The organism is Thioalkalivibrio sulfidiphilus (assembly GCF_000377945.1).
GTDB lineage: Bacteria > Pseudomonadota > Gammaproteobacteria > Ectothiorhodospirales > Ectothiorhodospiraceae > Thioalkalivibrio_A > Thioalkalivibrio_A sulfidiphilus_A.
The window spans coordinates 59518-84884 of sequence record NZ_KB898929.1; the positions used below are offsets into that span (position 1 = coordinate 59518).

Annotated in this window: 23 protein-coding genes; 3 read left to right on the forward strand and 20 right to left on the reverse strand. The window is 65.7% G+C overall.

Features of this window, described 5'->3' with window-relative positions; translation table 11 throughout:
- Positions 1 to 120: 120 nt before the first annotated feature.
- Together D580_RS0105120 and D580_RS0105125 are read right to left on the reverse strand one after the other, a co-directional pair.
- On the reverse strand, positions 121 to 591 hold the full coding sequence (locus D580_RS0105120) for a DUF192 domain-containing protein (RefSeq protein ID WP_018953357.1): 471 nt from the start codon (positions 589 to 591) through the stop codon (positions 121 to 123).
- A gap of 8 nt (positions 592 to 599) precedes the next feature.
- Positions 600 to 875, reverse strand: a complete 276-nt coding sequence (locus tag D580_RS0105125) for a heavy-metal-associated domain-containing protein (protein ID WP_026289725.1) — start codon at positions 873 to 875, stop codon at positions 600 to 602.
- A 210-nt stretch (positions 876 to 1085) separates the two neighbouring features.
- Between D580_RS0105125 and ilvD the strand changes: the two genes are divergently transcribed.
- The gene (ilvD, locus tag D580_RS0105130; RefSeq protein ID WP_018953359.1) at positions 1086 to 2942 is read left to right on the forward strand and encodes a dihydroxy-acid dehydratase; all 1857 of its coding nucleotides are present in this window, start codon (positions 1086 to 1088) and stop codon (positions 2940 to 2942) included.
- Positions 2943 to 3101: 159 nt separating this feature from the next.
- Here ilvD and D580_RS16785 read toward each other — a convergent pair whose 3' ends face one another.
- From D580_RS16785 to D580_RS0105150, 4 genes are all read right to left on the reverse strand, one after another.
- Positions 3102 to 3380, reverse strand: coding sequence for a lipid A-modifier LpxR family protein (locus tag D580_RS16785; RefSeq protein ID WP_231363498.1), 279 nt, complete (start codon positions 3378 to 3380; stop codon positions 3102 to 3104).
- Complete coding sequence (locus tag D580_RS16790; protein WP_026289727.1) at positions 3311 to 3676, reverse strand: lipid A-modifier LpxR family protein; 366 nt, start codon at positions 3674 to 3676, stop codon at positions 3311 to 3313. The genes D580_RS16785 and D580_RS16790 overlap by 70 nt, the downstream gene beginning before the upstream one ends.
- A 92-nt stretch (positions 3677 to 3768) precedes the next feature.
- A complete protein-coding gene (locus D580_RS0105145) occupies positions 3769 to 5808 on the reverse strand; it encodes a methyl-accepting chemotaxis protein (RefSeq protein ID WP_026289728.1) in 2040 nt (679 codons plus the stop codon).
- 205 nt (positions 5809 to 6013) lie between these two features.
- Complete coding sequence (locus tag D580_RS0105150; RefSeq protein ID WP_018953361.1) at positions 6014 to 7042, reverse strand: lipid A deacylase LpxR family protein; 1029 nt, start codon at positions 7040 to 7042, stop codon at positions 6014 to 6016.
- A 361-nt stretch (positions 7043 to 7403) separates the two neighbouring features.
- Here D580_RS0105150 and D580_RS0105155 point away from each other — a divergent pair, with 361 nt between their 5' ends.
- The gene (locus D580_RS0105155) at positions 7404 to 9122 is read left to right on the forward strand and encodes a potassium/proton antiporter (protein WP_018953362.1); all 1719 of its coding nucleotides are present in this window, start codon (positions 7404 to 7406) and stop codon (positions 9120 to 9122) included.
- A 165-nt stretch (positions 9123 to 9287) separates the two neighbouring features.
- On the opposite strand, the gene yegQ is transcribed toward D580_RS0105155, so the two are convergent.
- Both yegQ and D580_RS0105170 read right to left on the reverse strand, forming a co-directional pair.
- Positions 9288 to 10604: a tRNA 5-hydroxyuridine modification protein YegQ gene (gene yegQ, locus D580_RS0105165; protein WP_018953364.1), complete on the reverse strand. Its 1317-nt coding sequence runs from the start codon at positions 10602 to 10604 to the stop codon at positions 9288 to 9290.
- Positions 10605 to 10908: 304 nt separating this feature from the next.
- A complete protein-coding gene (locus D580_RS0105170; protein ID WP_018953365.1) occupies positions 10909 to 11775 on the reverse strand; it encodes a DUF6279 family lipoprotein in 867 nt (288 codons plus the stop codon).
- 160 nt (positions 11776 to 11935) lie between these two features.
- Between D580_RS0105170 and D580_RS0105175 the strand changes: the two genes are divergently transcribed.
- On the forward strand, positions 11936 to 12274 hold the full coding sequence (locus D580_RS0105175; protein WP_026289729.1) for a hypothetical protein: 339 nt from the start codon (positions 11936 to 11938) through the stop codon (positions 12272 to 12274).
- A gap of 57 nt (positions 12275 to 12331) precedes the next feature.
- Here D580_RS0105175 and D580_RS0105180 read toward each other — a convergent pair whose 3' ends face one another.
- The 12 genes from D580_RS0105180 to rep all read right to left on the reverse strand — a co-directional run bounded on the left by D580_RS0105180 (position 12332) and on the right by rep (position 25196).
- Positions 12332 to 12682 (reverse strand): nucleotide pyrophosphohydrolase, encoded by a 351-nt coding sequence (locus tag D580_RS0105180; protein ID WP_018953367.1) that lies wholly within the window; start codon positions 12680 to 12682, stop codon positions 12332 to 12334.
- A gap of 315 nt (positions 12683 to 12997) precedes the next feature.
- The gene (locus tag D580_RS0105185; RefSeq protein ID WP_018953368.1) at positions 12998 to 13471 is read right to left on the reverse strand and encodes a DUF2914 domain-containing protein; all 474 of its coding nucleotides are present in this window, start codon (positions 13469 to 13471) and stop codon (positions 12998 to 13000) included.
- Positions 13472 to 13756: 285 nt separating this feature from the next.
- Positions 13757 to 14011: a PqqD family protein gene (locus D580_RS0105190; RefSeq protein ID WP_018953369.1), complete on the reverse strand. Its 255-nt coding sequence runs from the start codon at positions 14009 to 14011 to the stop codon at positions 13757 to 13759.
- A 304-nt stretch (positions 14012 to 14315) separates the two neighbouring features.
- Complete coding sequence (gene dauA, locus D580_RS0105195; protein ID WP_018953370.1) at positions 14316 to 16091, reverse strand: C4-dicarboxylic acid transporter DauA; 1776 nt, start codon at positions 16089 to 16091, stop codon at positions 14316 to 14318.
- Positions 16092 to 16253: 162 nt separating this feature from the next.
- Complete coding sequence (locus tag D580_RS0105200; RefSeq protein ID WP_018953371.1) at positions 16254 to 16733, reverse strand: LEA type 2 family protein; 480 nt, start codon at positions 16731 to 16733, stop codon at positions 16254 to 16256.
- A 196-nt stretch (positions 16734 to 16929) separates the two neighbouring features.
- Complete coding sequence (locus D580_RS0105205) at positions 16930 to 17298, reverse strand: type II toxin-antitoxin system VapC family toxin (protein ID WP_018953372.1); 369 nt, start codon at positions 17296 to 17298, stop codon at positions 16930 to 16932.
- Positions 17295 to 17492 carry a type II toxin-antitoxin system VapB family antitoxin gene (locus tag D580_RS0105210; protein ID WP_012637195.1) on the reverse strand — a complete coding sequence of 66 codons (198 nt, stop codon included), beginning with the start codon at positions 17490 to 17492 and terminating at the stop codon, positions 17295 to 17297. The genes D580_RS0105205 and D580_RS0105210 overlap by 4 nt, the downstream gene beginning before the upstream one ends.
- A 415-nt stretch (positions 17493 to 17907) precedes the next feature.
- Positions 17908 to 18039: a hypothetical protein gene (locus D580_RS16955; RefSeq protein WP_018953373.1), complete on the reverse strand. Its 132-nt coding sequence runs from the start codon at positions 18037 to 18039 to the stop codon at positions 17908 to 17910.
- 21 nt (positions 18040 to 18060) lie between these two features.
- Positions 18061 to 20181 (reverse strand): DEAD/DEAH box helicase family protein, encoded by a 2121-nt coding sequence (locus D580_RS15215; protein WP_018953374.1) that lies wholly within the window; start codon positions 20179 to 20181, stop codon positions 18061 to 18063.
- 51 nt (positions 20182 to 20232) lie between these two features.
- A complete protein-coding gene (locus D580_RS0105225) occupies positions 20233 to 21396 on the reverse strand; it encodes a Fic family protein (RefSeq protein WP_018953375.1) in 1164 nt (387 codons plus the stop codon).
- 387 nt (positions 21397 to 21783) lie between these two features.
- A complete protein-coding gene (locus tag D580_RS0105230; RefSeq protein WP_018953376.1) occupies positions 21784 to 23019 on the reverse strand; it encodes an APC family permease in 1236 nt (411 codons plus the stop codon).
- A 161-nt stretch (positions 23020 to 23180) separates the two neighbouring features.
- Positions 23181 to 25196, reverse strand: coding sequence for a DNA helicase Rep (gene rep, locus D580_RS0105235; protein ID WP_038043192.1), 2016 nt, complete (start codon positions 25194 to 25196; stop codon positions 23181 to 23183).
- Positions 25197 to 25367: the final 171 nt, after the last annotated feature.

The following is a 25367-nucleotide window of genomic DNA, read 5'->3' on the forward strand; positions in this document are numbered from 1 at the left end:
AAAGGACGCAAAGATTTCTTTATCAAAAAAATCAAAACACCCGGCGCTTGCGCCGGGTCTCACACGATAATTGGACTTTTTGCGTCCTTTGCGCCTTCGCGTCTTTGCGTTAGATTTTCCTCAAGGCAACCCCAGCACGCGATCCCCGGCGCCGATACTGTGGCGTTCGAACCAGCCCTGTTCCATTTCCAGCGCGTAGCGCACCTCGCGCACGGCCTCGTGCACCCGGGTGCTGTGGGGTTGCATGTGGGCGATGTTGGCGATGCGTCCCTCGGCGTCGATGAAGGCCACCGACAGGGGCAGGGGGGTGTTGAACATCCACATGGCATAGCGCGCCGGTTCATCCCAGACGAACAGCATGCCGTGGTTCTCCGGCAGGGATTCGCGGAACATGAGCCCGTGGCGCCGGGTGGCCTCCGTGTCCGCCACCTCGGCGGTCAGCGACCGCTCGCCGATGCGAAGCTCGATGACGGCCAAGCCGGTCTGGGGCAACCCCTGGGGCTGGCGCGCGCCCGCCAGGCTGGCGAGCAGGCCTACGGCCAGCAGCGCGACCGCGAGCCGGGCGAGTCGGGTGGGCAGGCAGGTCTGCATGGGGCGGCCTACTTGTCCTCGCCCATGCGCCCCACGGCGCAGCTCACGAAGGACTTGGCCTTGGCCTTCAGTGCCTGCATCCCTTCCACGGAGCCCTTCTCCGGGTAGCCCAGTTTGGTCAGGCGGGCCACCAGCTCGGTGCGGATGTCCTCGCCGGCCTCCACGCTCACCCGCCCCTCGGCCACGTCCACCTCCACGGACTGCACCCGCGGGTCCTCGGACAGGCCTTTTTTGATGCTGCCGGCGCAGCCGCCGCACTTGATGTTTTCCACGTCGATGGTCAGTTGCATGGCTTCTGCTCCCATGTAGATGGCTGGGTACGCATAGGGCGCCCCGTGGGCGCCAGCTCGATGGCTAAGGCTGCGCCCACGGGGCGCCCTATGTCGACCATGTTAGGGGGATTCCTCGCGAGGCGCGAGGGCATGGTGTGGCCCGGTGTCCTACCGGTGTAAAATGTGCGGCTCAGCAGCCGAATTCAAGACCCGGAGTCTCCCATGCCCCAGTATCGTTCCCGCACCACCACCCATGGCCGCAACATGGCCGGCGCCCGGGCCCTGTGGCGCGCCACGGGCATGAAGGACGGCGACTTCGACAAGCCCATCATCGCCATCGCCAACTCCTTCACCCAGTTCGTGCCCGGCCACGTGCACCTCAAGGACCTGGGCCAGATGGTGGCCCGGGAGATCGAGAAGGCCGGCGGCGTGGCCAAGGAATTCAACACCATCGCCGTGGACGACGGCATCGCCATGGGCCACGGCGGCATGCTCTATTCCCTGCCCTCCCGGGAGATCATCGCCGACGCGGTGGAGTACATGGTCAACGCCCACTGCGCCGATGCCCTGGTGTGCATCTCCAACTGCGACAAGATCACCCCGGGGATGCTCAATGCCGCGCTGCGCTTGAACATCCCCGCGGTGTTCGTCTCCGGCGGCCCGATGGAATCCGGCAAGGCGATCATCGGCGGCAAGGAAGTGCACCTGGACCTGGTGGACGCCATGGTCTCCGCGGCCAACCCCAAGGAGTCCGACGCGGACGTGATGGAGATGGAGCGATCGGCCTGCCCCACCTGCGGCTCCTGCTCGGGCATGTTCACCGCCAACTCCATGAACTGCCTGACCGAGGCCCTGGGCCTGTCCCTGCCGGGCAACGGCTCGACCCTGGCCACCCACGCCGATCGCCGGGAGCTGTTCCTCAGGGCCGGACGTCTGGCGGTGGAGCTGGCCAAGCGTTACTACGAGCAGGACGATGCGTCGGTGCTGCCCCGTTCCATCGCCAGCTTCGAGGCCTTCGAGAACGCCATGTGCCTGGACATCGCCATGGGCGGTTCCACCAATACCGTGCTGCACCTGCTGGCCGCGGCCCAGGAAGCGGGCGTGGATTTCACCATGGCCGACATCGACCGCCTGTCGCGCAAGGTGCCGAACATCTGCAAGGTGGCGCCGGCCACCCAGAAGTACCACATGGAAGACGTGCACCGGGCCGGCGGCGTGATGGGCATCCTGGGCGAACTGGATCGCGGCGGCCTGCTGCACCGTGACGTGCCCACCGTGCACAGCCGGACCCTGGGCGAGGCCCTGGAGACCTATGACGTGATGCGTACCGGCGACGAGGCGGTGAAGACCTTCTTCCGCGCCGGCCCCGGCAACGTGCGCACCACCGAGGCCTTCAGCCAGGAAAAGCGCTGGCCGAGCCTTGACCTGGACCGGGAGAACGGCTGCATCCGCGACATCGAGCATGCCTACAGCCGGGACGGCGGCCTGGCCGTGCTCTACGGCAACATCGCCCCCGAGGGCTGCGTGGTCAAGACCGCGGGCGTGGACGAGAGCATCCTCCGCTTCGCCGGCCCCGCGCGCATCTTCGAAAGCCAGGACGCGGCCGTGGAGGCGATCCTGGGTGACCGGATCAAGCCCGGCGACGTGGTCATCATCCGTTACGAGGGGCCGCGCGGCGGGCCGGGCATGCAGGAGATGCTCTATCCCACCAGCTATCTCAAGTCCAAGGGACTGGGCAAGGCCTGCGCGCTGATCACCGACGGCCGCTTCTCCGGCGGCACCTCCGGTCTGTCCATCGGCCATGTCTCGCCGGAGGCGGCCGAGGGCGGCGCGATCGGCCTGGTGGAAGAGGGCGACCGGATTGAGATCGACATCCCGGGCCGCAGCATCAAGGTCGCGGTCTCCGACGAGGTACTGGCCGAGCGCCGCAGGGCCATGGAGGCCAAGGGTAGCGATGCCTGGAAACCGATCGGCCGCGAGCGCGCGGTCTCCAACGCCCTGAAGGCCTACGCCGCCATGACCACCTCCGCCTCGCGGGGGGCGGTGCGGGATGTGTCTCAGTTGGAGAGAAAGCGCTAGCAGTTGAGGAGTGAGGTTGTGAGGGGGCAGGGGTTAGGGGATAGGCGTGAAACCACCCCCACCCTGGCCCGCACCCTGAATGGGAGGGGACTTATACTTTGGACGCCTCACGCCTCACGCCTCACGCCTCACGCCTCACGCCTCACGCCTCACGCCCCATCAACGAATCCATGAAATCGACAGGGAGCCGAAATTCTGCCGGCTCTCCTGTGTCCTGAACTCCCGGCCTGCGCGGATCGTGAAGCCGGCATTGAGGAAGGTGAAGGGCGTGCCGAGACTGCCGCCGGCGTGGGGTGTGAAGTCCGCCTCCCAGCCCCGCGCGCCGATGCCCCGGTCCAGCGCATGCCACTGGCGCTCGTAACTCAGCATCAGTGTGGGTTCGTTGTGCAGCTGGTACTCCCAGCCCCGGGGCCATTGCGGTCCGGTGACTTCATGGATGAGTCGCTGGGTGCGGTTGTGGTGCCCAGACGGGTCTCTGCGGTGAACACCGGCAGGGTATCGGCCAGTGTGCGTGCCCAGGGTGTTGCCTTGCCCGGGGCACGAATCCGGGTCACCCGAAGCCCGCCCGTGTAGTAGCGGTCGGTGCCGGCGAACCAGTCGTTCTCGATGTCGAGCACCCAGGTGTCCTGGCGTTCGGGTGGGTGGTCAGCCTGAGCCGGTGATGCCAGCCAGGACAAGGCGAGGGCCAGGCTCGCCTGGCGTATCAACAGGAGCGGCTTTGTCGTGCGTGGCATGGACGGGGCCGGGTGCGTGAATCCTCCGTGGTGTGCCCTGAGTATGGCATGCCGGCGCCCTTGGCAGGCGCCGGCATGGATGTGGCCCGCTGTCAGGATGGGCGGTGAGATATGGTGAAATTGCCCGCCCTGGACTGAAGCTCGGCGGCGAGCCGGGCCAGTTCATCGCTGGCAGAGGTGGTCTGCTCGGCGCCGCTGGCGGTTTGCTCGGCGATCTCCCGGATGCTGATGATGCTGCGGTTCATCTGCTCCGTCGTGGCACTCTGCTGTTCCGCCGCCGAGGCGATCTGGGTGTTCATCTCGTTGATGGTGGCCACGGCGCGGGTGATGGCCTCCAGGGCCTGGGCCGCCTCGTTGGCCTGTTCGACACCCTGCTGGGCGCGTTCCCGGCTCGCGCCCATCACCTTGACCGCCTCCCGGGCGCCGCTCTGCAGGCGCTCGATCATCTCTTCGATCTCCTGGGTGGACTGCTGGGTGCGTGAGGCGAGTGTACGTACCTCGTCCGCGACCACGGCGAAACCCCGGCCCTGTTCCCCGGCCCTGGCCGCCTCGATGGCGGCGTTCAGGGCCAACAGATTGGTCTGCTCGGCGATTCCCTTGATCACGTCCAGCACAGCACCGATGGTTTCGCTGTCGGCGGAGACACGCTTGATGACCTCGGCGGCCTTTTCCACTTCACTGGCCAATTCGGTGATGGCCTGAGAGGTGGATTTGACCACCTGCAGTCCGCCCTTGGCTTCGTTGTCGGTGTTGCTGGCGGCACCGGCGGCACCGGCGGCGTTGCTGGCAACCTCCTGCACCGTGGCGGTCATCTCGTTCATGGCCGTAGCCACTTGATCGGTCTCCTGGCGCTGACGGTCCACGTTCCGGGCGCTGTCCTTGGACACCGCGGCCACCTCCTCGGAAGCGGAGGCCAGTTGACTGGTGGCGCTGACGATCTGCTGGATCAGGGCCTCGAACTGTTCGGCCATGTCATTGAAGCGTTGTGCCACCTGCCCCATCTCGTCGCGGGTGTTCAGACTCACCCGGGTGGTCAGATCGCCGCCTGCCATGCGCCGGGTGGCGTCACCAATGCGCTGTACGCTGGTGTGGATGGACAGGTATAGGCCGATGAACAGATAGGCAACCAGCAACAGGACGCCGGCCACCACCACGAGCGCCAGGTTGCGGGTCGCCGTCTGGGTTCGGATGCGGCTGGTAAACAGGTTGTCGAGTACCGGCACCATGGCGTCATAGAGGCGATAGGTCTCGGTGATGGAGCGGGTAGCCGCATCGAACACCTGGGGACCGCTCACGGTGATGTTCTGCACATCCAGGAGCTGCTCCTGGAGCATGCGTGAGAAATCCGCCACCGCTTGATTGTTGGTTTCGACCAGCCGGCCGAGGCTGGTGGACAGGGCCGGATTGGCTCGAAACGCCGCCTCCAGACCCGAGCGCAGGTCTCTGTCCAGGGAGCGCATGTTGCTCGCCAGCACCGCCAGCCGCACCCGCTGTTCCGGGCTGAGTTGTCCCGCAGCGGCGGCACCGGAACCCAGAGCGCGGGCCTGTCCCATGGTCTCGGTGAGCCCCAGCAGGCGATTGACCAGGGCGTCTCCCAGGTAATAGCTGTCCAGGTCTGGATCCAGTGTGATGTTGGAGGTGTCGGCCACATGGCTGACCAGGGCCAGGGTCAGGGCAATCAGGTCGGTATGACGCCGGATGCTTTCCGCAGGCGCGAGGTTCTCCCCGGCGGACTTGATCTCGCTCCAGGCGCGCTGGATTTCGGCCAGGCGGTTGCCTGTGTCCAGCTGACCGCCCAGGCGGGCATCCACCTCCGAGAGTTCCGTCAGGGCGCGGTCAACCCGGCCGCGAATCTCCTGGGCCTGGGCGCGTGCGCCGGTGTTGCCGGCCAGCACCGTGGCCATGATGCCGCGGTGTTGCTGCATGAATTCGATGGGCTGGCGGGCGGCCTGGATATAGTTCAGGCCCTGGCGCTCGCTCTCCAGGAAACGGATGGTGTCGTTGAGGTTGCTGAGGGTGATGCCGCTCAGGAGCAGCAAGGGTAGCAGCACCAGGATGAAGATCATGGCGAACTTCGCTGGGTAGCGGAAGCGATCCATCAGCCAGGTGGCGGGTTTGAACAGGGTTTCCATGGACATGTCCTCGAGCGGGCGCGGTGAATTAATCACGTAGTTTATGTATGGATTATTTTAGTGCGTATGCACTGATATCGGGCATTTTGAGGTTTTCTTTAGCCCGAATCGGGCAGGGGACTATGGGGAGGTGGTCTAGGACTGGCAAGCAGCAGCGGATTTTCGGGGGTATTCCGCAGGCAAAAGGTTGGTTTATCGGCGGCCTTCAGAAGATCCAGGACAGGCTCAGGGCGCCGAAGTCATCCCGGCCGACCTGGTTTCTGAACTCGGGGGTGCGGAACACATGGGTATAGGCCAGCCGTGCGCGGCCCAGACCCAGGACGGCGCCCAGCTGGGCGTCTCCCACGAACACATGGCGGTCCACGCTGGGGCTGTCGCGCCAGAGGTTGCCGTCCAGGAACGTGTTCCAGGCCACGGCCCGGGCATCTACCCCGGCGAACAGATACCAGCCCCAGCGGCTGCGGGGCACGAACAGTCCGGAGCCGGGCAGGGCGGGCTGGATGCGCGGCGGGCCGTAGTCGTGGGGCAGGTCGCGGCCGGCGCGCAGGGTCAGGCCTGTGTTCACCAGGGTGAACGGCGTGCCCAGCGTGCCGCCCCAGTGGGGGGTGAGATCGATGCGCCAGCCCTCCTCGGCGGTGCGCACCCGGGAGCGCCACTGGCGCTCGTAGCTGACCATCAGGGTCAGCTCGTTGCCCAGCTGGTGATCCCAGCCCTGGGGGATGGGCGAGCCCATGAATTCGTGAATGGTCTTCTGGGTCTGCTCCGCCAGAGAGGCGGGCCCCACCACCCCCAGTGTCAGTTGCAGGCGGTCAAGCCGGTCGCCGGTCTCCTCCGCCAGACCGCCACTCACATACAGCCAGCCGGCGTAGGGACGGTCGCCCGGGCTGGGGTTGGCTTCCTCGATGTCTTTGGGGGTGTACATGCTCTGGCCGATGGACCAGGAGGCCTTGAGCTCGCCCTGGCCCGGGAAGAAGGGAATGAGCTCGCCTACGTCCCTCAGCAGACCCGGCACGCCGGAGCCGGGTGTGATCCAGCTGGCGCGCACGCCGCTGGTGTAGTAGCGGTCTTCGCCGGCGAACAGGTCGTTCTCGTATTCCAGCACCAGGATGCCCCGCTCGGGTGTCTCGGGAATCTCCGGGAGCCAGGCGGGCAGGTCGCGGGCAGTCGCGGGCGTGACTGGCAGTAGGAGCAGGGTGAGCAGTACGGCCGGGATTGCCTTCAGGAAACGGGACATGGGCACCTTTGCGGATGCGAATGGTATCGATAGTGTACTGGACCCAGAGGTCGATGCTCGTCCCGGAGGTTCCCGTGAAACACTGCGCCCCGGAACCGGAAGTAGCGGGGCAGCGTTCTGAAAGTGATGAGCAAGGCCTGAGAGGAAGGCTGGCCGGATAAGCGCTGTGCATCCGGCGCTCGACACGTTCGCCATGCCGGATGCGCTGCGCTTATCCGGCCTACCATGCCTGGAAAACGAAGCGGCACACGGCGCAACTCGCACCGGATGGCCCGGGCCATCTGGCATAATGGTTGCTCGGAATATCCCATGCCGTGCAACGTGTGCGGTGTGAATCCAGCCACTCGGAACCGGGCCCGCCGTGGAACTCACCAACCAGATCATCCTGCTGGGCAGCGCGGTGCTGCTGCTGAGCGTGCTGTCCAGTGTTATCAGCGCCCGCGTCGGCGCGCCCATCCTGCTGGTGTTCCTGATCATCGGCATGCTGCTGGGCGAGGAAGGCCCCGGCGGCGTGATGTTCCACGACGTGCAGCTGGCGCACCTGTTCGGCAGCCTGGCGCTGGCCATCATCCTGTTCGACGGCGGCCTGCGCACGCCGGTGAAGAACTTCCGGGTGGGGCTCAAGCCCGCCGTGGTGCTGGCCACTCTGGGGGTGGTGCTCACCGCCGGGATCACCGGCATCTTCGCCGCCTGGTGGCTGGGTCTGCACTGGATGGAGGGCCTGTTGCTGGGGGCCATCGTCGGCTCCACCGACGCGGCCGCGGTGTTCTCCCTGCTGCACGGGCGCGGCCTGGAGCTCAAGCAGCGCGTGGGCGCGACGCTCGAGATCGAGTCGGGCAGCAACGATCCCATGGCCATCTTCCTCACCATCGTGTTCATCGAGCTGCTCATCACCGGGCCGCAGAACATGGGCCTGGTGGTGCTCTGGGAGTTCATTCAGCAGATGGGCCTGGGCGCGCTGATTGGCATCGCCGGCGGCTTCGCCCTGGTGTGGATCATCAACCGGCTGGACCTCGCCCCCGGCCTCTATCCCCTGGCGGCCCTGGCCGGTGGACTCACCGTGTTCGGCATCGCCAGCCAGGTGAACGGCTCCGGCTTTCTCGCCATCTACCTGGCGGGCCTGGTGCTGGGCAACCGGCCGCTGCAGGCCAGCCAGAACATCAACCGCTTCCACGACGGCATCGCACGCCTGTCCCAGATCGGCATGTTCCTCATGCTGGGTCTGCTGGTGACGCCCTCGGCGCTGGTGGACGTGGCCGTGGATGCCCTGCTGATCGCCGGCGTGCTGATCCTGCTGGCCCGCCCCCTGGCGGTGTGGCTCTCCCTGCTGCCCTTCCACTTCCCCTGGCGGGAGCAGGGCTTCATCGCCTGGGTGGGCCTGCGCGGCGCGGTGCCCATCATCCTGGCCCTGTTCCCCATGCTGGCCGGCCTCGAACAGGCGGGCATGCTGTTCAACATCGTGTTCTTCGTGGTGCTGATCTCCCTGGTGGTGCAGGGCTGGACCGTGGCGCCCGCCGCGCGCCTGCTGCGCCTGGAGGTGCCGCCCACCACCCACGTGGTGCAGCGCGTGGAGCTGGACATCCCCGGCCAGCAGGAGATGGAGCTGGTGGGTTATCGCCTGGCGGACAACACCCCGGTGGTGCAGGAGAAGTGGACCAGCTTCGTGCTGCCGAAGAGCGTGCGCGTGGTGGCACACCTGCGGGACAAGCAGTTGCTGGAGTCCCTGGAACTGCTGGACCTGCGCGCCGGCGATTATCTCTACCTGATGGCGGCGCCGGATGACCTGCCGGACCTGGACCGCCTGTTCGTGCCCCGGGCCGCGCCCAAGCGTCTCTCGGAGCAGACCTTCTTCGGCGAGTTCGTGCTCAACGGCGATGCGCGGCTGGGCGACCTGTCCCTGGCCTACGGGCTCACGCTGCCGGAGGGCGTGGCGGAACAGACGGTGGAGGAGTACATCCGCAAGACACTGCACACCGCGCCGGTGGTGGGCGACCGCGCGTCCCTGGCCGGCGTGGAGCTGGTGGTGCGCGAGATGGAAGGCGCACGCATCACCCGGGTGGGCCTCAAACTGTCCCGATGATGAGTAGCTTGGGGTTCGCGTTGCTCACCCCAACCTACGACATGGTGTTGGCAACGCTGATCACGCAGAGATCGCCAAGACGCAGAGGGCGCAAAGAATTGATGATCAAAAAACTTTGCGTCCTCTGCGTCTCCGCGCTCTTGGCGTGATTAACGGACATCAGGCTCAGGAAAGATCCCGCGCCAACAGACCCATCTCGCAGGACTGCGCCTCCAAGGGAATGCGCACCCGGTAACCGGCACCCGGTGCCTCGTCCATGGCCTCGCCCTCCGGTCCTTCCATGCGTTGCAGGGTGAAGCGCCGGTTGCCCTCGGGCAGGATCAGCTCCAGGGTATCTCCCACCGCGAACTTGTTCTTCACCTCCACCTCCGCCAGGCCACTGGCCGGCTCGTAGCTGAGCACTTCACCCACGAAGCGCTGCTTGAGGCTGTCGGAATGCTGGGTGAGGTAGTTCTGGTATTCGCTGTCGTGGTGACGCTGGTAGAAGCCGTCGGTGTAGCCCCGGTTGGCCAGGTTCTCCAGCACGCCCAGCAGGCTGGGGTCGAAGCGGCGCCCGGCCACGGCGTCGTCGATGGCGCGCCGGTAGACCTGGGCGGTGCGGGCCACGTAGTAGTGGGACTTGGTGCGCCCCTCGATCTTCAGGCTGTCGATGCCCATGCGCACCAGGCGCTCCACGTGCTCCACGGCACGCAGGTCCTTGGAGTTCATGATGTAGGTGCCGTGCTCGTCCTCCTCCACGGGCATCAGCTCGCCGGGGCGCTCCCGCTCCTCGATCAGGTAAGGCTGTCGCGCACGGATGTCGCGTTCGGGTTCGTCCTCGTCCGGGCGCCAGAGCTGCACATCGCCGCTGGCATCGGTCGTGGCCTCGTGCACCTTGTAATCCCAGCGGCAGGAATTGGTGCAGGTGCCCTGGTTGGCGTCCCGGTGATTGAAATAGCCCGACAGCAGGCAGCGCCCGGAATAGGCAATGCACAGGGCGCCGTGCACGAACACCTCCAGCTCCATGTCCGGGCATTCCTGGCGGATCTCCTCCACCTGGTCCAGGGACAGTTCCCGGGACAGGATGATGCGGGTCAGTCCCAGCTGCTGCCAGAATCTGACGCTGGCGTAGTTCATGGTGTTGGCCTGCACGGAGAGATGGATGGGCATCTGTGGCCAGCGTTCGCGCACCAGCATGATCAGTCCCGGGTCGGCCATGATCAGCGCGTCGGGCCCCAGCTCAACCACCGCCTCGATGTCCGCGAGGAAGCTCCTCACCTTGCTGTTGTGGGGCAGCACGTTGGTGGCCAGGAAGAAGCGCTTGCCCGCCGCGTGGGTCGCCTCGATGCCCTTCGCCAGCTGTTCCAGGCGGCTGAAGTCGTTGTTCCTCACCCGCAGGCTGTAGCGGGGCATGCCGGCATAGACGGCATCGGCGCCGTAGGCCAGGGCGTAGTGCAGGTTGCGCAGGGTACCTGCGGGGGCGAGCAGTTCCGGGGTCTTCATGGCACTTCGTGATCAGGCAATGGCGGGTTGCGGATTGTACACCCGCTTGCGGTGTGGCGCTGTCATGGCTTGGGGAGAGGATAAACCCATGTTCTCTCGCGGAGGCGCGGAGGCGCGGAGATTTCAGAAAGTTGATGATTGGTTTTCCCCGTGTCCCCGTGGCTCCGTGAGAGGACAGGTGTTCTTGCCAGCAGAAAATCTGTCCTCTCACGGAGCCACAGAGGCACGGGGGAAGTTCAACAATGAGCTCTGTTTTCCCTGCGCCTCCGCGCCTCTGCGAGAGAATGATCTTTTTCGATTCAAATCAAGCCGCAGTCTCAACCGCGCAGCTCAGGCGCTCGAAGTCCCGTGCCAGGCTGCCGACGCGTTGGATGAGCCGTTCCCTCTGACGCTCGGATGACAGCCGGTAGAGATCCACCAGCAGGGCCAGGGTCTGCTCCCGGTTGAAGGCCATGCGGGTCTGGTATTCCTCCGACCAGCCCCGTTCCGGGTAGACCAGAAGGGTTTCCAGCCGCGCCTCCAGGGCGAGCGGGTCGTGGCGCAGTCCCTCGATGGCCTCGCGCAGCTCGGCCTGCCAGCGGGCGCGGTTGTCGAGCCACTGCTCCCCGAAGGGGGCGAGGCCCACGCTCCAGGCCTCGACGCGCGCCTGCTGGGCGGTGTTCAGGCGCCCGAACCAGCGGCGCAGCCGGCGTTCCATGCGTTCGGCCCGCTCCTGCTGCAGCACCTCGGCGGGCTTGTCCACGACCTCCTTGCGGCTGTCCGCCAGTCGGTCCTCCAGGTTCTCGAACAACTCCGCGATCTGCGCGTCCGAGAAGGTGACCAGCAGGGCGGCGGCGTCCGGCGGCAGACGGCTGCCCAGGCTTCTCAGGAAGATCTCGGCCACCTCCAGGTGTGCGGACAGGCGTTGTGCGCTCACCTCGCCGGCCCGCAGGTCGGCCTCGACGCTGCGCAGCCACTGGGCATAGCGGGGCAGTTCGCTGCTGCAATGCCAGTCCAGGCGCACCGCCAGGCGCTGGTCCAGCAGGGCCCGCTGGGCCTCGTCCAGGGTCACGTAGTTGCGCAGATACCAGGGGGCCAGCCAGTCCAGCTGGTTGTAGACGAAACGCACCGTGCAACCGGACAGGCCCAGCAGCAGCACGGCGAGCACCAGCAGTCGCAGGATGCGGTTCATGGGTGTTGGAGTCCCCCTTTCTGGGCAAAGTTCTACATCGGTTATGCTGACGATGTCATGACAGAGGACTTTCCTTTTCGACGGGCCTGAGCATCGCACGCGCAGGTGGTGGTGCGAGATAGAATACGGTGAGATGTGAATGTCAGGAGCCATGATTGCCATGCCCCGTCTGAACCACAGCCTTGAGTTCCTGGGCACGCCGCGCTTTGAAACGGAGCTCAAGGCAGAGATCGCCGCCCTGGGCGCGGCGGGTCTGCCCCTCCAGGCGGGGCTGCGCACCGGCAGCGTGGCCCTGGATGATCGCCTCGAGGTCACGATCCTCGGCGTGGATGAGGGTCCGGACACGCTGCGGGTACGCGCCGGCCTGTTCTACACCAGCATCATCGCCGGCTGCGCCTGTGCCGATGATCCCACCCCCGTCGACGAGAACGCCGAGTACTGCCAGGTGCGCGTGGAGATCGACCGCCAGAGCGGCGAGGCTCGCATCTCACTCGCCTGAACAGCCGGCAGTCAGCCCGGGTGCCTGTCCGAGCCTGGCAGCGGCCTCCCGGCCGACTCAGTACTCCGTGTACTTCTTCGCACTCCCCCGCACCTTCTCAGCGGGATATTTCCGCTCATTGAGCGCGATCTTGTCCTCCACCGCCTGCAGGAGATCCACGCCCAGACGGTCGGAAAGGCGGATCAGGTAGATGAGGATGTCCGCCATCTCCAGGCGGACCTCCTCCCGTTTTTCGGCCGGCAGCTGGTAGCTCTGTTCCTCGGTGAGCCACTGAAAGTGTTCGATCAGCTCACCCGCTTCAGCGATCAGTGCCATGGACATGTTCTTGGGGGAGTGGAACTGTTCCCAGTCGCGGTCGATGGCGAACTGGCGAAGGCGCAGCTTCAGGTCTTCGAAAGTGTCTGGCATACAGTGTCCCGTTGAATGGATGGATCCCGGGCCAAGCTTACGAGCATCTGGGCCGGCTTTCAGCCCGGTGCCGGGGGAGGCCTGATTCCGGAGTCAGTCGATTGGAAAGACGAAAGACGAAAGACGAAAGACTGTTCTCTCGCGGAGACGCGGGGGCGCGGAGAAAGACGAAGGTCAAAATCTAAAGACAGGTTTCTCGCAAAGGCGCGAAGACGCGAAGAAAAGCACTTCTTGTGTTAAAGATTTCTTGGCGTCTTCGCGTCTTTGCGAGAAATCAGCTTTTTATCCTTGCCGTTCCACGTCAATTCGGAACGTCTAGGAGCCCGAACCCGAACGCATGAAATGGGTTTCGGGGACCGTGATGGACTCTGAATCCCCGGCGGCAGGTGCGCGGCCGTCGCCGAAGGACAGCTCCTCGCTGGCCAGCACACTGCCATCTTCCTTGACCACGTAGACCCGCCAGCTGCCCGTCTGCTCGGGCTCCATCTGCTTGCTGGACCACACGCGCCAGCGGGGGCCGCCCACGTCGAAGCCCACCACCGCCACCGGCTCACCGGCATATTCCCAGCGGTGCACCACGTGTTGCCCTTGCAGGTCGCGCAGTTCAGTAAAGAAGAACACCCTGTCGGTGTCCGCAGAGACGCCGCGCACGGCATCCACGGGTTCACGATCCACCACGCCGGTGGTGAACTGCGCCCGTGCCACCTCGGCGGCGGAGACGCCCTGCAGGCCGAAGGCGGCAAGGATCAGGGCGGTGAACAGGGCTGAGTGAAGCCATTGTCTGGACATATCGATCTCCTTATTCGTTTTTCTGGCTGTCGGACTGCTTCGCCGGAATCGATCCGGGTCATACCGATTGAGCGGAGCCGCTTACTCAGAGGCGCTGGCTCCACACAATGGCTGGATATAACACAAAACAGGAAACGGGGGCGATGGCAAGCGGGTATTCGAGGGGTTTTCATTCGGTGACAGCCCCTGATGCGGCAGGGACCTTCCGGCCAGGTGACTTCGCAGTCGGCCTGAAGGCCGACCTACGGGATACATGCGCGAAAGTCCTGCGAGCTTGAGTCCGATTCAGACGCTGAAGGGCTTATCGGGGACGATCATCCGTTCGGTGTGCAGTTCGTGAAACAGGCGCTCGGTGTCGGAGCGCACGCGGGCAGGGGCCAGGTCGGGGCGGATGTGCCGGATCGCCGCGATGGCCTCACTGACGGTCGTCGGGTCCTTCAGCAGGTACCAGACAAAAGCATGCAGGGCATCGAGCCGACGGCTGCGGCCGGAGGCGGGGTTGATCAGCAACAGACCGGTGCCCAGGCGGTGGATTTCCAAAGCCGGGTTACGGTGGAACGGGAGATCGCCCGGCACGGTGGGGCGGGCCGGGGAAGCTGAATGACAGGTGTGCATCGGGCCCAGCTGCCGCGGCTGTGTCTCGGACACGCAGTCGGACGTCTGGCGGCATCTCGACGCCCTCGCTACGAACGGTGGTGAGCTATGCGGGCTGGGTTTCATGGCGGCGACCTCGTGTGAATTGCTTCACGGTGGGTCAACCGTACGACGGGGTGCATGAACCGGGACTGAATGGTTGCGGGGGCGCAGGGACTCGCGCTGTGCCATCCGTGGCCAGGCGACGGGCTCAGGCTGGACTGGAGGTGGGTGGCGCGCTCGTCGACTGCTTCTCTGTCAGCCAGCGCTCGGCGGTGCGCACTGCGCTTTCCAGGTTGCTGGAATACATCAGCTCGCCGCGGGTTTTGCGGATGCCGGCCCGGCGCAGCTTGGTGATCATGCGCGGCTGCAGGTCGACGAAGATCAGGCCGATGCCACGGCGTCGCATGTGGCCGAGCATGGTCTCCACGGCTACCAGGGCGGTGGCGTCCATGCTGGTGACGTCGTGCATGTCGACGATGATCACCTGGATGCTGCTGTCCACCAGGTGCAGGGTGTCCACCGCCTTTTCCGCCGCGCCGAAGAACAGTGGTCCGTTCATGTCGAACAGCGCGACCTGGGGCGGCAGATCCTCGCGCAGCCGGGCCTCGGCAGGGGTTATGCGCCGGGCGTTGGTGATCTGCGCCATGCGCCGGATGAACAGCGCGGCGGCCAGCCCGATGCCCACACCCACGGCGATCACCATGTCGAAGATCACCGTCAGCAGGAAGCAGGTGAGCAGCACCGCGACATCGCCGCCGGGGGCCGAGCGCAGGGTGTGCACGAAGTGGCGCACCTCGCTCATGTTCCAGGCCACCACGAACAGCAGCGCGGCCAGCGCCGCCATGGGCACCAGGCCCAGCAGGCCGGCGAGGCTGATCACCGCCAGCAGCACGGCCACGGCGTGGAACACGGCGGACAGGGGCGAGACCGCGCCGCTGCGGATGTTGGTGGCGGTGCGGGCGATGGCGGCGGTGGCGGTGATGCCGCCGAACAGCGGCGTGATCAGGTTGCCGATGCCCTGGCCCACCAGTTCGCTGTTGGGGTCGTGGCGGGTGTTGGTCATGCCATCGGCCACGCTGGCGCACAGGAGCGACTCGATGGCACCCAGGATGGCGATGGCGATAGCCGGGCCGATGAGCTGGCGGATCAGCCCCAGGCTCACCTGCAGGGGTTCGCCATCGGGGCCGGGCAGGTTCCAGGGCAGCATGAAGCTCGGCGGCACGGGCGGGATGCCCTGGCCGGAGCGCTCGCCGATGGTCCAGGTGAAGCTGGAGGCGATGGTGCGGATCGAGGCCTCGTCCAGGTAGAGGTTCACCACCCAGCCCACGGCGGCGGCCAGGGCCAGGGCCACCAGGGGCGCGGGGATGCCGATCTTGAGCCGCGGCCAGAGCAGCAGCACCGCCAGGGTGAAGGCGCCGATGGCCACCTCCTGCAGGCGGATTGTGTCGAGGGCCTCAGCGATGTGCCAGACGTTCTCCACGTAGTGCTCGCCCATGCTCGGCAGGGTGAGCCCCAGGAAGCCCGGGATCTGCAGCGTGGCGATCACCACCGCGATGCCTGCCGTGAAGCCGACGATCACCGGGTAGGGCACGTAGCGGATCAGCTGGCCCATGCGCATGAAGCCCAGGGCGATCAGGATCATCCCCGCCATGAGCGTGGCGATGAGCAGGCCGCCCACGCCGTGCTGCTGCACGATGGGGAACAGGATAACCACGAAGGCCGCCGTGGGCCCTGAGATGTTGAAGCGCGAACCGCCGGCGATGGCGATCACCGCGCCGGCGATGATGGCGGTGTAGAGACCGTGCTGGGGCGGCACGCCCGTGGCGATGGCCAAGGCCATGGCCAGGGGTATGGAGACGATGCCGACCGTGAGTCCGGCGAGCAGGTCGCGTCGAAGCTGGGAGAGTCCGTAACCCGCGCGCCAGGCGTTGCGCAGGCCCGCGCCGAAGGCGGGGAGTTGGAATTGCTGTCGTTTGGATGCCACCGCCGCAGATTTCTCCTGGGATGGCCCGATCCATGACCGGGCGCGATGACCGGATATTATATCAGGATATTCTGAAATAAGGATCCGGTCATTCCCGTTTTCTGAGGGGGGGATCCCGCCGTTGCGCCGAGGCCTACCCTGGGCGGGGCAGGGAGGCGGCCGTCACCGGCCGGGCCCGAGCAGCCCCAACTCCCCGCTGGAGTCGAACTGCACCGGCAGGCCCCAGCCGGTCACGGCGATCCGGCCGTGCAGGCGGTAGGTCATGCGTTCCAGCCGGGAATCCCCCAGGTCCCGGAACTGCCGCGCCAGGGACCAGAGACTGGAGGAGACCTCCACCTCCGTGAGCGCCTCGCCAAAGCCCGGCACCTCAAGCGGCCGGTTGGAGACGCCCTCGGCGAAGCGTTCATCGTTGATGTCCACCCGGAAATCCAGCCCGCGGATATTCAGGGCGAAGTCGTTGGGGTTCTGGATGCGCAGCCTGAGCAGATAGCGCTGCTCGAAGAGTTCCACCTGCTGCAGTTCCAGGCCCACCAGATGCACCCGCGGCGGCTCGGCGCCGGGACGCATGGCGGCGCAGCCGGAGAGCAGCAGCACGATCAGCAGCAGGGACAGGGCGCGCAGGGGCGGGGGACGCGGCAGCATGGGTGTGGCCTCCTTACGGATGAGTGTAGGTCAGGCGGGAGGGTGCGGCGGGTTGAGAGTCTGGAGTGGTGATTTGACCTGGAAGGTCTGGGCTATCTGGTTTCAACCAGGCCGAAATGGGAAGGAGATTCCCCGCTGTTTTTGTGAATTGCCTGGGTCCGACCCGGGCATTGCGGCACAGATCAATGCCGGTCAATCAATCCTCGCCATAGGCGAGGTTCAGGGTCTCGGCCACCGACCGCAGACGCTTGTCCCGTGTCCACAGTTGCGTCGAGCCGCCCAAGGTCACCGCGGCCAGCAAGTGCGCATCCACGTAGCCGATGCCCCGGCCCATCAGCGCGTTGCGTTCGATGAAGAACAGCACCTCCTCATCGTTGGCGACGACCGCTTGCGGCAGATCTTTGAGCAGCCGCAGCACCTCGCTGCGGTTGCGCAGGTTGCCGCAGGCCAGCTCACCGACCACGAAAGGGTGCATCAGCACCTGACTGCGGTTCAGCAACGCCCCAAGCGCCGCATCACCGGTGCGCAGGTGATCGACCCACACCGAGGTATCAACCAGGATCATGCCGGGTCGGACTGTCGGCGAGGCACGGTCTCCAACTGCGGTTCACTGCCGCCCAGCCGCGCCAGCCGCCGGGCGCTCTCGCGCTCGATCAGGGCGCGCAGCCCCTCTCGCACCAGGGCGGCCTTTTCGGTCATACCGGTAATACGCTGGGCTTCGGCCAGCAACTGGTCATCGATGTTCAGGGTTGTACGCATGGGGAGCGCCTCGTTTGTTTCTGATGCATAAATCATACATCACTTGATGCTGGTAATCGTGCCTGTCAGGTTGCGGCGGGGGGAAGGGGTCCAAGGGAGAATAGGGCGTTTAAAGCGATTCTGTCGGCTGTTCTGGGGGGCAATTGGGCTGTATGGCCAATGGGTTCCGAGGTCTGACCCCGGCATGGGCAGCCCCCCTGTGTACATAATTGACCGATGTTCACGTTCCGTGGACAAGGGCGACTGGTGAACAAGCGCCTGACGGCTACCGGACGTCCTGAAGTCCAATGCGCTTGAAGATGACGGGTTCCTCTGCGATCCCAGGCGCTTGGAACTGCAATTTGAGCCAAGAAATGGCCGATTAAGGCCTCAAACAGTACCAAATAGTGGAGTTAAATCTTTGTGTTTCAGTCGGTTACCGTGGTCCGACCCGGGTATCGGAGTTCAGGCCGGGGTCGGTGATCGGCTGGACGGCCTCCTGGAGCACCTTGCGGCGGGCGGCGGCCAGGGCATGGTCGGGGATGGGCCGGTCGTCGTCCGGGGCCAATCCCAGGTCCGCCCTGGCCTGTTACAGATGGCGGTCCGGGTCCAGGGCGGCGACGATGCGGTGGCTCAGGTCCTTGACGCCCAAGCCGCCGGTAAGCGCGCGGATCTCCTTTTCGTCCTCCGGCTTGAGGCGGTGTTCCATGCGGGCCAGGCGTCCGGCGAGCGAGGAGAGCACGTCTTCCCCGGTGTTGCCGAAGGCCACGGCCTGCAGGAGCTTTTCGAAGCTCACGGTGGGCTTCTGCTCCATGGGGCGGGAGTCGGTCTTGTCCTGCTCGCAGACGCCGACGGCGTCGACGATGACGAAGTGGTCCTTGGCCGTGGCGTCGGGGGTGACGCTTTGCAGGTCGTCGGGCTTGATGACGCGCACGCCGCGGCCTTTCATCTGCTCGAAGAAGGCGCGGGATTTGACGGCGCGCATGAACATGACCACTTCCACCGCCTTGATGTCGGTGCCGGTGGCGATCATGTCTACGGTGACGGCGATCCGGGGCATGGGGCTGGTGCGGAATTCGTTGATGAGGTCCTTGGGTTTGGCGCCGGTGGTGCGGTAGGTGATCTTCTGGGCGAAGTCGTTGCCCTTGCCGAACTCCTCGCGAACGATCTCGACGATGTTCTCCGCGTGGGCGTCGTCTTTGGCGAAGATGAGGGTCTTGGGCACCCACTGGCGGCCGGGGAAGATTTCCGTGAACAGCTTGTCGCGGTAGGTGCGCACGATGGTGCGGATCTGGTCGGGGGCGACCACGTCGCGGTCGAGCTGGTTGGGGTCGTAGCTGAAGTCGTCGTCGAGCTGTTCCCAGCGCTTCTTGCGCGTGTCGCGCTCCTGGATCTGCACCGAGTAGCCCGCCTCCACGCTGGAACCCTGTTCGGAGATGGCGGTGCGGATGCGGTAGACGTCGTAGTTGACGTTCACGCCGTCGGCCACGGCCATCTCGTGGTTGTATTCCATCACCAGGTTCTGGTGGAAGAAGCCGAAGGTCTGCTTGCTGGGGGTGGCGGTGAGGCCGATGAGGTAGGCGTCGAAGTATTCCAGCACCTGGGCCCAGAGGTTGTAGATGGAGCGGTGACATTCGTCGGTGACGATGATGTCGAAGGTGTCGATCGGAGTGCTCGGGTTGTATTCGATGGGCTCGGGTCGTTTGAGGAGGCCGAAACCATCCCCACCCCGGCCCTCCCCTTGAAGGGGAGGGGGATTTTCAGGGGACGCTTGAAGGGGAGGGGGATTATCGGGGGGCCCTTGAAGGGGAGGGAGAAAATCGGGGGAGACCTCTTCCAGGTCTTCCGGCAGTTCCCGGCCCTTGAGCATGGCGTACATGCGCTGGATCGTGCAGATGCAGACCCGTGCGGTGGTGTCGAGGGTGTTGCTGGTCAGGCGCTGGACGATGTACTCCTCGGTGAACTTGAAGTTGTTGTAGGGCGAGGCGTATTGCTGGAATTCCTTGAGCGTCTGGTCGCCCAGGTTGCCCCGGTCCACCAGGAACAGCACCCGCCGGGCGCCGGCGAACTTGATCAGCCGGTAGATGAAGGAGATGGCGGTGAAGGTCTTGCCCGAGCCGGTGGCCATCTGGATCAGGGCGCGGGGGCGGTTCTCCCGCAGGGACTGCTCCAGGTTGCGGATGGCCCTGATCTGGGCGGGCCAGAGGCCTTCCTCCACCAGTTCGGGCATCTGGCGCAGGCGGCTGAGGAAGGTCTCGGGCGGCGCGGCGTCGGAGACCCTGCCGGGCTGGACGCCCAGCAGGTCGGCCAGTGCCTCGGGGGTGTGGAAGGCGAACACCGGCCGGGCCCGGGGCGCGGGGTCGAGGCCGTTGGTGAAGCGGGTCTCCACGCCGGTGGACTGGTAGGCAAAGGGCAGGGGATCGCCCCAGCGGGGCAGGCCGGCGGGCAGGCCTTTGGTGTAGCGCTCGGCCTGGATCTCGACGCCGCTCAGGGTGGTGCCGGCTTTCTTGGCCTCGATGACCCCGGCGGCCTGGCCGTCGATGTAGAGCAGGTAGTCGGCGAAGCCGTGGCCGGGCAGCGGGAACTCGCGGATGGCCACGCCCCGGGCGGCGTGGATGCTGGCCTGGTCGGCGTCCTGCACCGACCAGCCGGCAGCGGCGAGCAGCCGGTCGATCTCCCTGCGTGCGTCCTGTTCCGGTTGTGGTGTCATGCCCTGATCTGGTGCCTTGTTTCCCTGAGATGCGAAGTTACCACAAGAACCCTATGGGAGCGGGTCGGTGCCTTCGGAGAGTCGCTTGAGGTATTCGTCGTAGACAAACAGCCGGTTGCGCTTTTTGCCGGTGATCTCGCGGGTGATGCCGGTGGTCTGCAGGGCCTGAAAACAGTTGGAGATCGTGGTCCGGTTGATGCCGAGTTCGGTGGCGGTGTCAGCGATGTTCCGGATCGGGCGCCGCATGAGCAGTTCGTGCACTTGCAGGCAGGAGCCGGCAATGCGGCCCAGGCCGCGGATGCGTTCGCGGTCTGCTTCGAAGACCCGCAGGAGCTCGCGCGCGGTGGTGACGGCCTGCTGGGCAGTTTCGAAGATGCCCTGCAGGAAGAAGCCTAGCCAGCCCTCCCAGTCTCCGCGAAGCCGGACTTGCTGCAGGCGGTCGTAATACTCGCTGCGGCGAGTCTTGAAGTAGAGGCTGAGGTAAAGCAGCGGGGCGTTCAGCACCTTTTCGTTCAGGAGCAGCAAGGTGATCAGGAGTCGACCAAGGCGTCCGTTACCGTCGAGAAAGGGGTGGATGGTCTCGAACTGGACGTGGGCCAGTGCCGCTTTGAGCAGGACCGGCATGGGGATCGGATCGTCATGCAGGAAGCGTTCGAATGAATCGAGACAGGCCATCAGGTGATCCGGTGGCGGCGGCACGAAGGTCGCTTTTCCGGGGGTGTTTCCTCCCAGCCAGACCTGGGTTCGACGGAATTCTCCAGGCTGCTTCTGCGCGCCGCGACCCTGGTCCAACAGGACGGCATGGATTTCCCGAAGCAGGCGAAGGGATAGCGGGAATCCCTCGCGCATCCTTTCCAGCCCGTGATTGAGGGCACGTACGTAGTTTGAGACTTCCCTGACGTCATCAAGCAGCGCGCCGGGCGCCTCGTCCATCTCGAACAGCAGGAGGTCGGAGAGTGAGGACTGGGTGCCTTCTATCTGGGATGAGAGGACGGCCTCCTTGCGGACGTATTGATAGAGGAACAAGTCGGCATCGGGCAGCACGTCGGCAACGCCATCCAGGCGCCCCAGGGCCCGGTTTGCCTTTTCAAGCAGATTGAGGAGTTCAGGGCTGAGTTGTATCGGGGGATCGGGCGGCAGGGGCGCGGGGATGAAGGCCCGATAGGCTTCACCGGAAAGGGTGGACTCGATGTAGCGGCCGGTTGTGCGTTCCATGACGTTTGAGTCTAGGAGAGGGTGGGGCGTTATGCAATCTTGGGTGTGTAAAGTTTCGTAAGAGTGGTCGGGATTGCGTCATATGCAACTTTGTTTGCACTAGTGAGCAGCGCTGCTGCTTTGTATGAAGCGATAGAGGTCGAAGGTGTTATAGGAAGTGGCTGGGCGAGGTGGGGCGAGGGAGGGGCGAGGGTCGGACCCGGCCAAGTCATTGTTATATCTAAAAAGTAGCCCTCAATTCGGGGCGAAATTCCCCCTTATCCGGCCCATTTCATCCCTTGAATCGGTGCTGTAAGCCGCGGAGCGGGTGGCCTCCTGGCCTCACGTGCATAGGGCGGCCCGTGGCCGCCGGCGGGCGCGGCCCGCCCTATGGGCGACGGGGGGTGTTCACCACAGCCAGATCGCGACCAGCAATTGGTAGAGCAGAAAACCGCCGCTCAGCAGGCCGCCGCACCAGGGGACCCAGCGGGGCAGGTCCAGGCCGCTGGCGCGCGGGCCGTGGATGCGTTTGACGCGCAACAGGGCGAAGTTGATGAGGGTGAACAGCGACAGGGTGATGACGCTGGTGAGCATGGCGAGAGACAAGAGGGGCAGGGCCAGGGCGAAGGCGAGGATCAGGCCGGCCACCACGAGCACTGCGCGGGTGGGTGTGCGGCGGCGCGGCGAGAGACGGTGAAGGCTCGGGTGGAGCCAGCCCTGGCGGCTCATGCCGAAGAGCACGCGGCTGCCCTTGATGATCTGGATCAGCGCGCCGTTGAGGATGGAGACGACGCCGATGAGGCCGAGCACCACCGCCGGGTGGCCGGTCTGCTCCGTGTAGATGCGCGCCAGGGGCGCGTCGCTCTCGGCGAGTTCGGCGCCGGGCAGGCTCAGCACGGCGGCCACCGCCACGGCCAGGTAGAAGCCGGTGGTCACCAGCAGGGCGATGACCATGGCGCGGGGCAGGGTGCTTTCCGGTGTGCGGGTCTCTTCGGCCAGGTTCACGATGTCCTCGAAGCCGATGTAGGCGTAGAAGGCGACGAAGGCGCCCAGCAGGATGCCCACCCAGATGCCGCCATGGAGTCCGGGCAGCATCTCCGGCCAGCGCTCTGGCAGGGTGGCCAGGTTGGGGGAGGCGGCCCAGAGGACCAGCACCAGGCCCACCATGCTGGCCAGGGTCATCAGCCCGGCAATGGTGACCGACTCGTTCACGCCCCAGGCGGCGATGAGGGCGAGGACCACCACCAGGGCGATGATGGTCAGGACCTGGGGCAGGGGGAAGAACACCTGCAGATAGCCGAGCACGCCGTGGACCAGGGTCGCGCTCGAGACCACGCCGATGGCGATGATGGTGAGCCCGACCACCTGGGACAGGCGGTGGCTGCCGAAGGCCTCGTGCACATATACCGCCTCACCGGCACAGCGGGGAAAGCGCGACGCCAGCTCCGCGTAGGAGAGCGCGGAGAACACGGCCAGGCCGGCGGCCACCAGGAAGGCGAAGGGGGTGTACATGCCCGCGTAGCCGGCGACCTTGCCGATCAGCACGTAGATGCCGGCGCCCAGGATGGTGCCGATGCCGTAGAAGGCGACCAGCGTCAGGTTGAGGCTGCGTTTGAGGGCATCAGGGGGTGTGGGGACGTGCATCGCTGGATTGTATCGCAGGGTGGGGCCCGCCAAGGGGTGGCGGCCATGGGCCGCCCTATGGGGTCGATCCGATCGTGGACCGGGTGGATTGAATTGCGATTTCACGCGCAAGCAATTTTGCGTTCCTTTGCGCCTTCGCGTCTTTGCGTCGCGGTTCTCCCTCAGGAAAGCAGGCTCTTCAGGTTGCTCAGGTGCGCCTTGCCGGTGATGCGCGCTTCTTCCGGGTCGGGGGGCTTGGCGTCGGGCCAGTCCAGGTGTTCCCGGGGCAGTTCCTCGATGAAGCGGGAGGGTTCGCAGTCCACCTCCTCGCCGAAGCGGGTGCGCTTGCGGGCGTAGGTGAGGGTGAGGCTGAGCTTGGCGCGGGTGATGCCCACGTAGGCCAGGCGCCGTTCCTCTTCCAGGCCGTCCTCTTCCAGGCTCACCCGGTGGGGCAGCAGTTCCTCTTCCATGCCCACCAGGAACACGTGGGGGAACTCCAGACCCTTGGCGGCGTGCAGGGTCATCAGGTGCACGCCGTCGGAGTCGTCCTCGCCGCCGGCGCGGTCGAGGATGTCCATGAGGGTCATGTGGCGCACGATCTCGCCGATGTCCTTGCCGCCCTCGGCGCCTTCCTTGGACAGGCGTGCCATCCAGTCCAGTACCTCGTTGACGTTGTCCATGCGCCGGGTGGCGGCCTTGGGGTCACGGGCCTGGTCCAGCAGCCAGTCGTCGTAGTTGAGTTCACCGATCAGGGCGCGGGCGACCTTGGCCGGGTCGCCTTCCTCGGCCTTGCGGCCGAATTCCAGCAGCCAGTCGGCGAAGCCCTGCAGGCGCTGCACGGCCCGGGCGGGCAGGCGTTCGGTGAGCCCCATCTCGAAGCAGGCGGTGAGCAGGCTCACGCTGCGCTCGGTGGCGTACTCGCCCAGTTTTTCCAGCGTCGAGGGGCCGATCTCCCGGCGCGGCACGTTGACGATGCGCAGAAACGCCGTGTCGTCGTCGGGGTTGGCCAGCAGGCGCAGGTAGGCCATCACGTCCTTGACCTCGGAGCGCTCGAAGAAGGACTGGCCGCCGCTCACCTTGTAGGGGATGGCGTGCTCGCGCAGGAGCTTTTCGAACACTCGGGACTGGTGGTTGCCCCGGTAGAGGATGGCGTAGTCCCGGTACTCGGTGCGGTGCTTGAACTTGTGCTTCATGATCTCGGCCACCACCCGGGCGGCCTCCTGCTCGCCGTCGTTGCAGGGCAGGATGCGGATGGGCTCGCCCTCGCCGAGCGCGCTCCACAGGCGCTTCTCGAACACGTGGGGGTTGTTGGCGATCAGCTGGTTGGCGGTCTGCAGGATGCGGTTGGTGGAGCGGTAGTTCTGCTCCAGCTTGATGACCTTCAGGCGCGGGAAGTCCTGCTGCAGGGCGGCCAGGTTCTCGGGCCGGGCGCCGCGCCAGGCGTAGATGGACTGGTCGTCGTCGCCCACGGCCGTGAGCCCCCCGTCCACGCCCACCAGCAGGCGCACCAGGCGGTACTGGCAGGTGTTGGTGTCCTGGTATTCGTCCACCAGCAGGTGGCGGGTGCGGTTCTGCCAGCGCTCGCGCACCTCGGGGTTTTCCTCCAGCAGGCGCACCGGCTGGACGATCAGGTCGTCGAAGTCCACGGCGTTGTAGGCCTTCAGCGCGCGCACGTAGGCGGCGTAGAGCCGGGCCTGGGCGGCCTCCTTCTCGTCGGCGGCCCGGGAGAGGGCCTGCTCGGGGGTGATCAGGTCGTTCTTCCAGCGGCTGATTCTTTGGCGGGCCGGTTCCGGGTCGATGGGGTCGTCGCCCCGGAAGGTGAGTTCCTTGAGCAGCGACAGGCTGTCGGCGGCGTCGAAGATAGAGAAGCCGGCCTTGTAGCCCAGGCTCTTGAGCTCCCGGCGGATGAAGTTCAGCCCCAGGGTGTGGAAGGTGGAGACCGTGAGCCCCTTGGACTCGTCCCGCTCCAGGAGCTTCGAGGCCCGTGCCTTCATCTCCTTGGCCGCCTTGTTGGTGAAGGTGATGGCGGCGATGCGTTTCGGGTCCATGCCCCGGTCGCGGATCAGGTGGGCGATCTTGTGGGTGATCACGCCGGTCTTGCCGGAGCCGGCACCGGCCAGCACCAGCAGGGGGCCGTCCACGTGTTCCACGGCGGCGCGCTGCTGGGGGTTCAACGGAGGGGGGGTACGGGTACTCATGGGCGGGGCGATTGTACAGGAAGTGCGAAGTGGGAATTGGGAAGGGCGAAGTGAGAAGGGCGAGCAGGGATGTAACCCATTGAATACATCACAATGGCAATGCCCGTATCCAGCTTCGGCTGTCAACTGACCTTGCTTCACAGGTGGGCTAAGATTACAGTGAATCCCATT

Excerpts from the sequence above, each read along its gene's own strand:
- D580_RS0105120 (WP_018953357.1), bottom strand. The coding sequence starts at position 591 with ATGCAGACCTGCCTGCCCACCCGACTCGCCCGGCTCGCGGTCGCGCTG.
- ilvD (WP_018953359.1), top strand. The coding sequence starts at position 1,086 with ATGCCCCAGTATCGTTCCCGCACCACCACCCATGGCCGCAACATGGCC.
- D580_RS16790 (WP_026289727.1), bottom strand. The coding sequence starts at position 3,676 with ATGCCACGCACGACAAAGCCGCTCCTGTTGATACGCCAGGCGAGCCTG.
- D580_RS0105145 (WP_026289728.1), bottom strand. The coding sequence starts at position 5,808 with ATGGAAACCCTGTTCAAACCCGCCACCTGGCTGATGGATCGCTTCCGC.
- D580_RS0105150 (WP_018953361.1), bottom strand. The coding sequence starts at position 7,042 with ATGTCCCGTTTCCTGAAGGCAATCCCGGCCGTACTGCTCACCCTGCTC.
- yegQ (WP_018953364.1), bottom strand. The coding sequence starts at position 10,604 with ATGAAGACCCCGGAACTGCTCGCCCCCGCAGGTACCCTGCGCAACCTG.
- D580_RS0105170 (WP_018953365.1), bottom strand. The coding sequence starts at position 11,775 with ATGAACCGCATCCTGCGACTGCTGGTGCTCGCCGTGCTGCTGCTGGGC.
- D580_RS0105175 (WP_026289729.1), top strand. The coding sequence starts at position 11,936 with ATGCCCCGTCTGAACCACAGCCTTGAGTTCCTGGGCACGCCGCGCTTT.
- D580_RS0105180 (WP_018953367.1), bottom strand. The coding sequence starts at position 12,682 with ATGCCAGACACTTTCGAAGACCTGAAGCTGCGCCTTCGCCAGTTCGCC.
- D580_RS0105185 (WP_018953368.1), bottom strand. The coding sequence starts at position 13,471 with ATGTCCAGACAATGGCTTCACTCAGCCCTGTTCACCGCCCTGATCCTT.
- D580_RS0105200 (WP_018953371.1), bottom strand. The coding sequence starts at position 16,733 with ATGCTGCCGCGTCCCCCGCCCCTGCGCGCCCTGTCCCTGCTGCTGATC.
- D580_RS0105205 (WP_018953372.1), bottom strand. The coding sequence starts at position 17,298 with ATGATCCTGGTTGATACCTCGGTGTGGGTCGATCACCTGCGCACCGGT.
- D580_RS0105210 (WP_012637195.1), bottom strand. The coding sequence starts at position 17,492 with ATGCGTACAACCCTGAACATCGATGACCAGTTGCTGGCCGAAGCCCAG.
- D580_RS15215 (WP_018953374.1), bottom strand. The coding sequence starts at position 20,181 with ATGACACCACAACCGGAACAGGACGCACGCAGGGAGATCGACCGGCTG.
- D580_RS0105225 (WP_018953375.1), bottom strand. The coding sequence starts at position 21,396 with ATGGAACGCACAACCGGCCGCTACATCGAGTCCACCCTTTCCGGTGAA.
- D580_RS0105230 (WP_018953376.1), bottom strand. The coding sequence starts at position 23,019 with ATGCACGTCCCCACACCCCCTGATGCCCTCAAACGCAGCCTCAACCTG.
- rep (WP_038043192.1), bottom strand. The coding sequence starts at position 25,196 with ATGAGTACCCGTACCCCCCCTCCGTTGAACCCCCAGCAGCGCGCCGCC.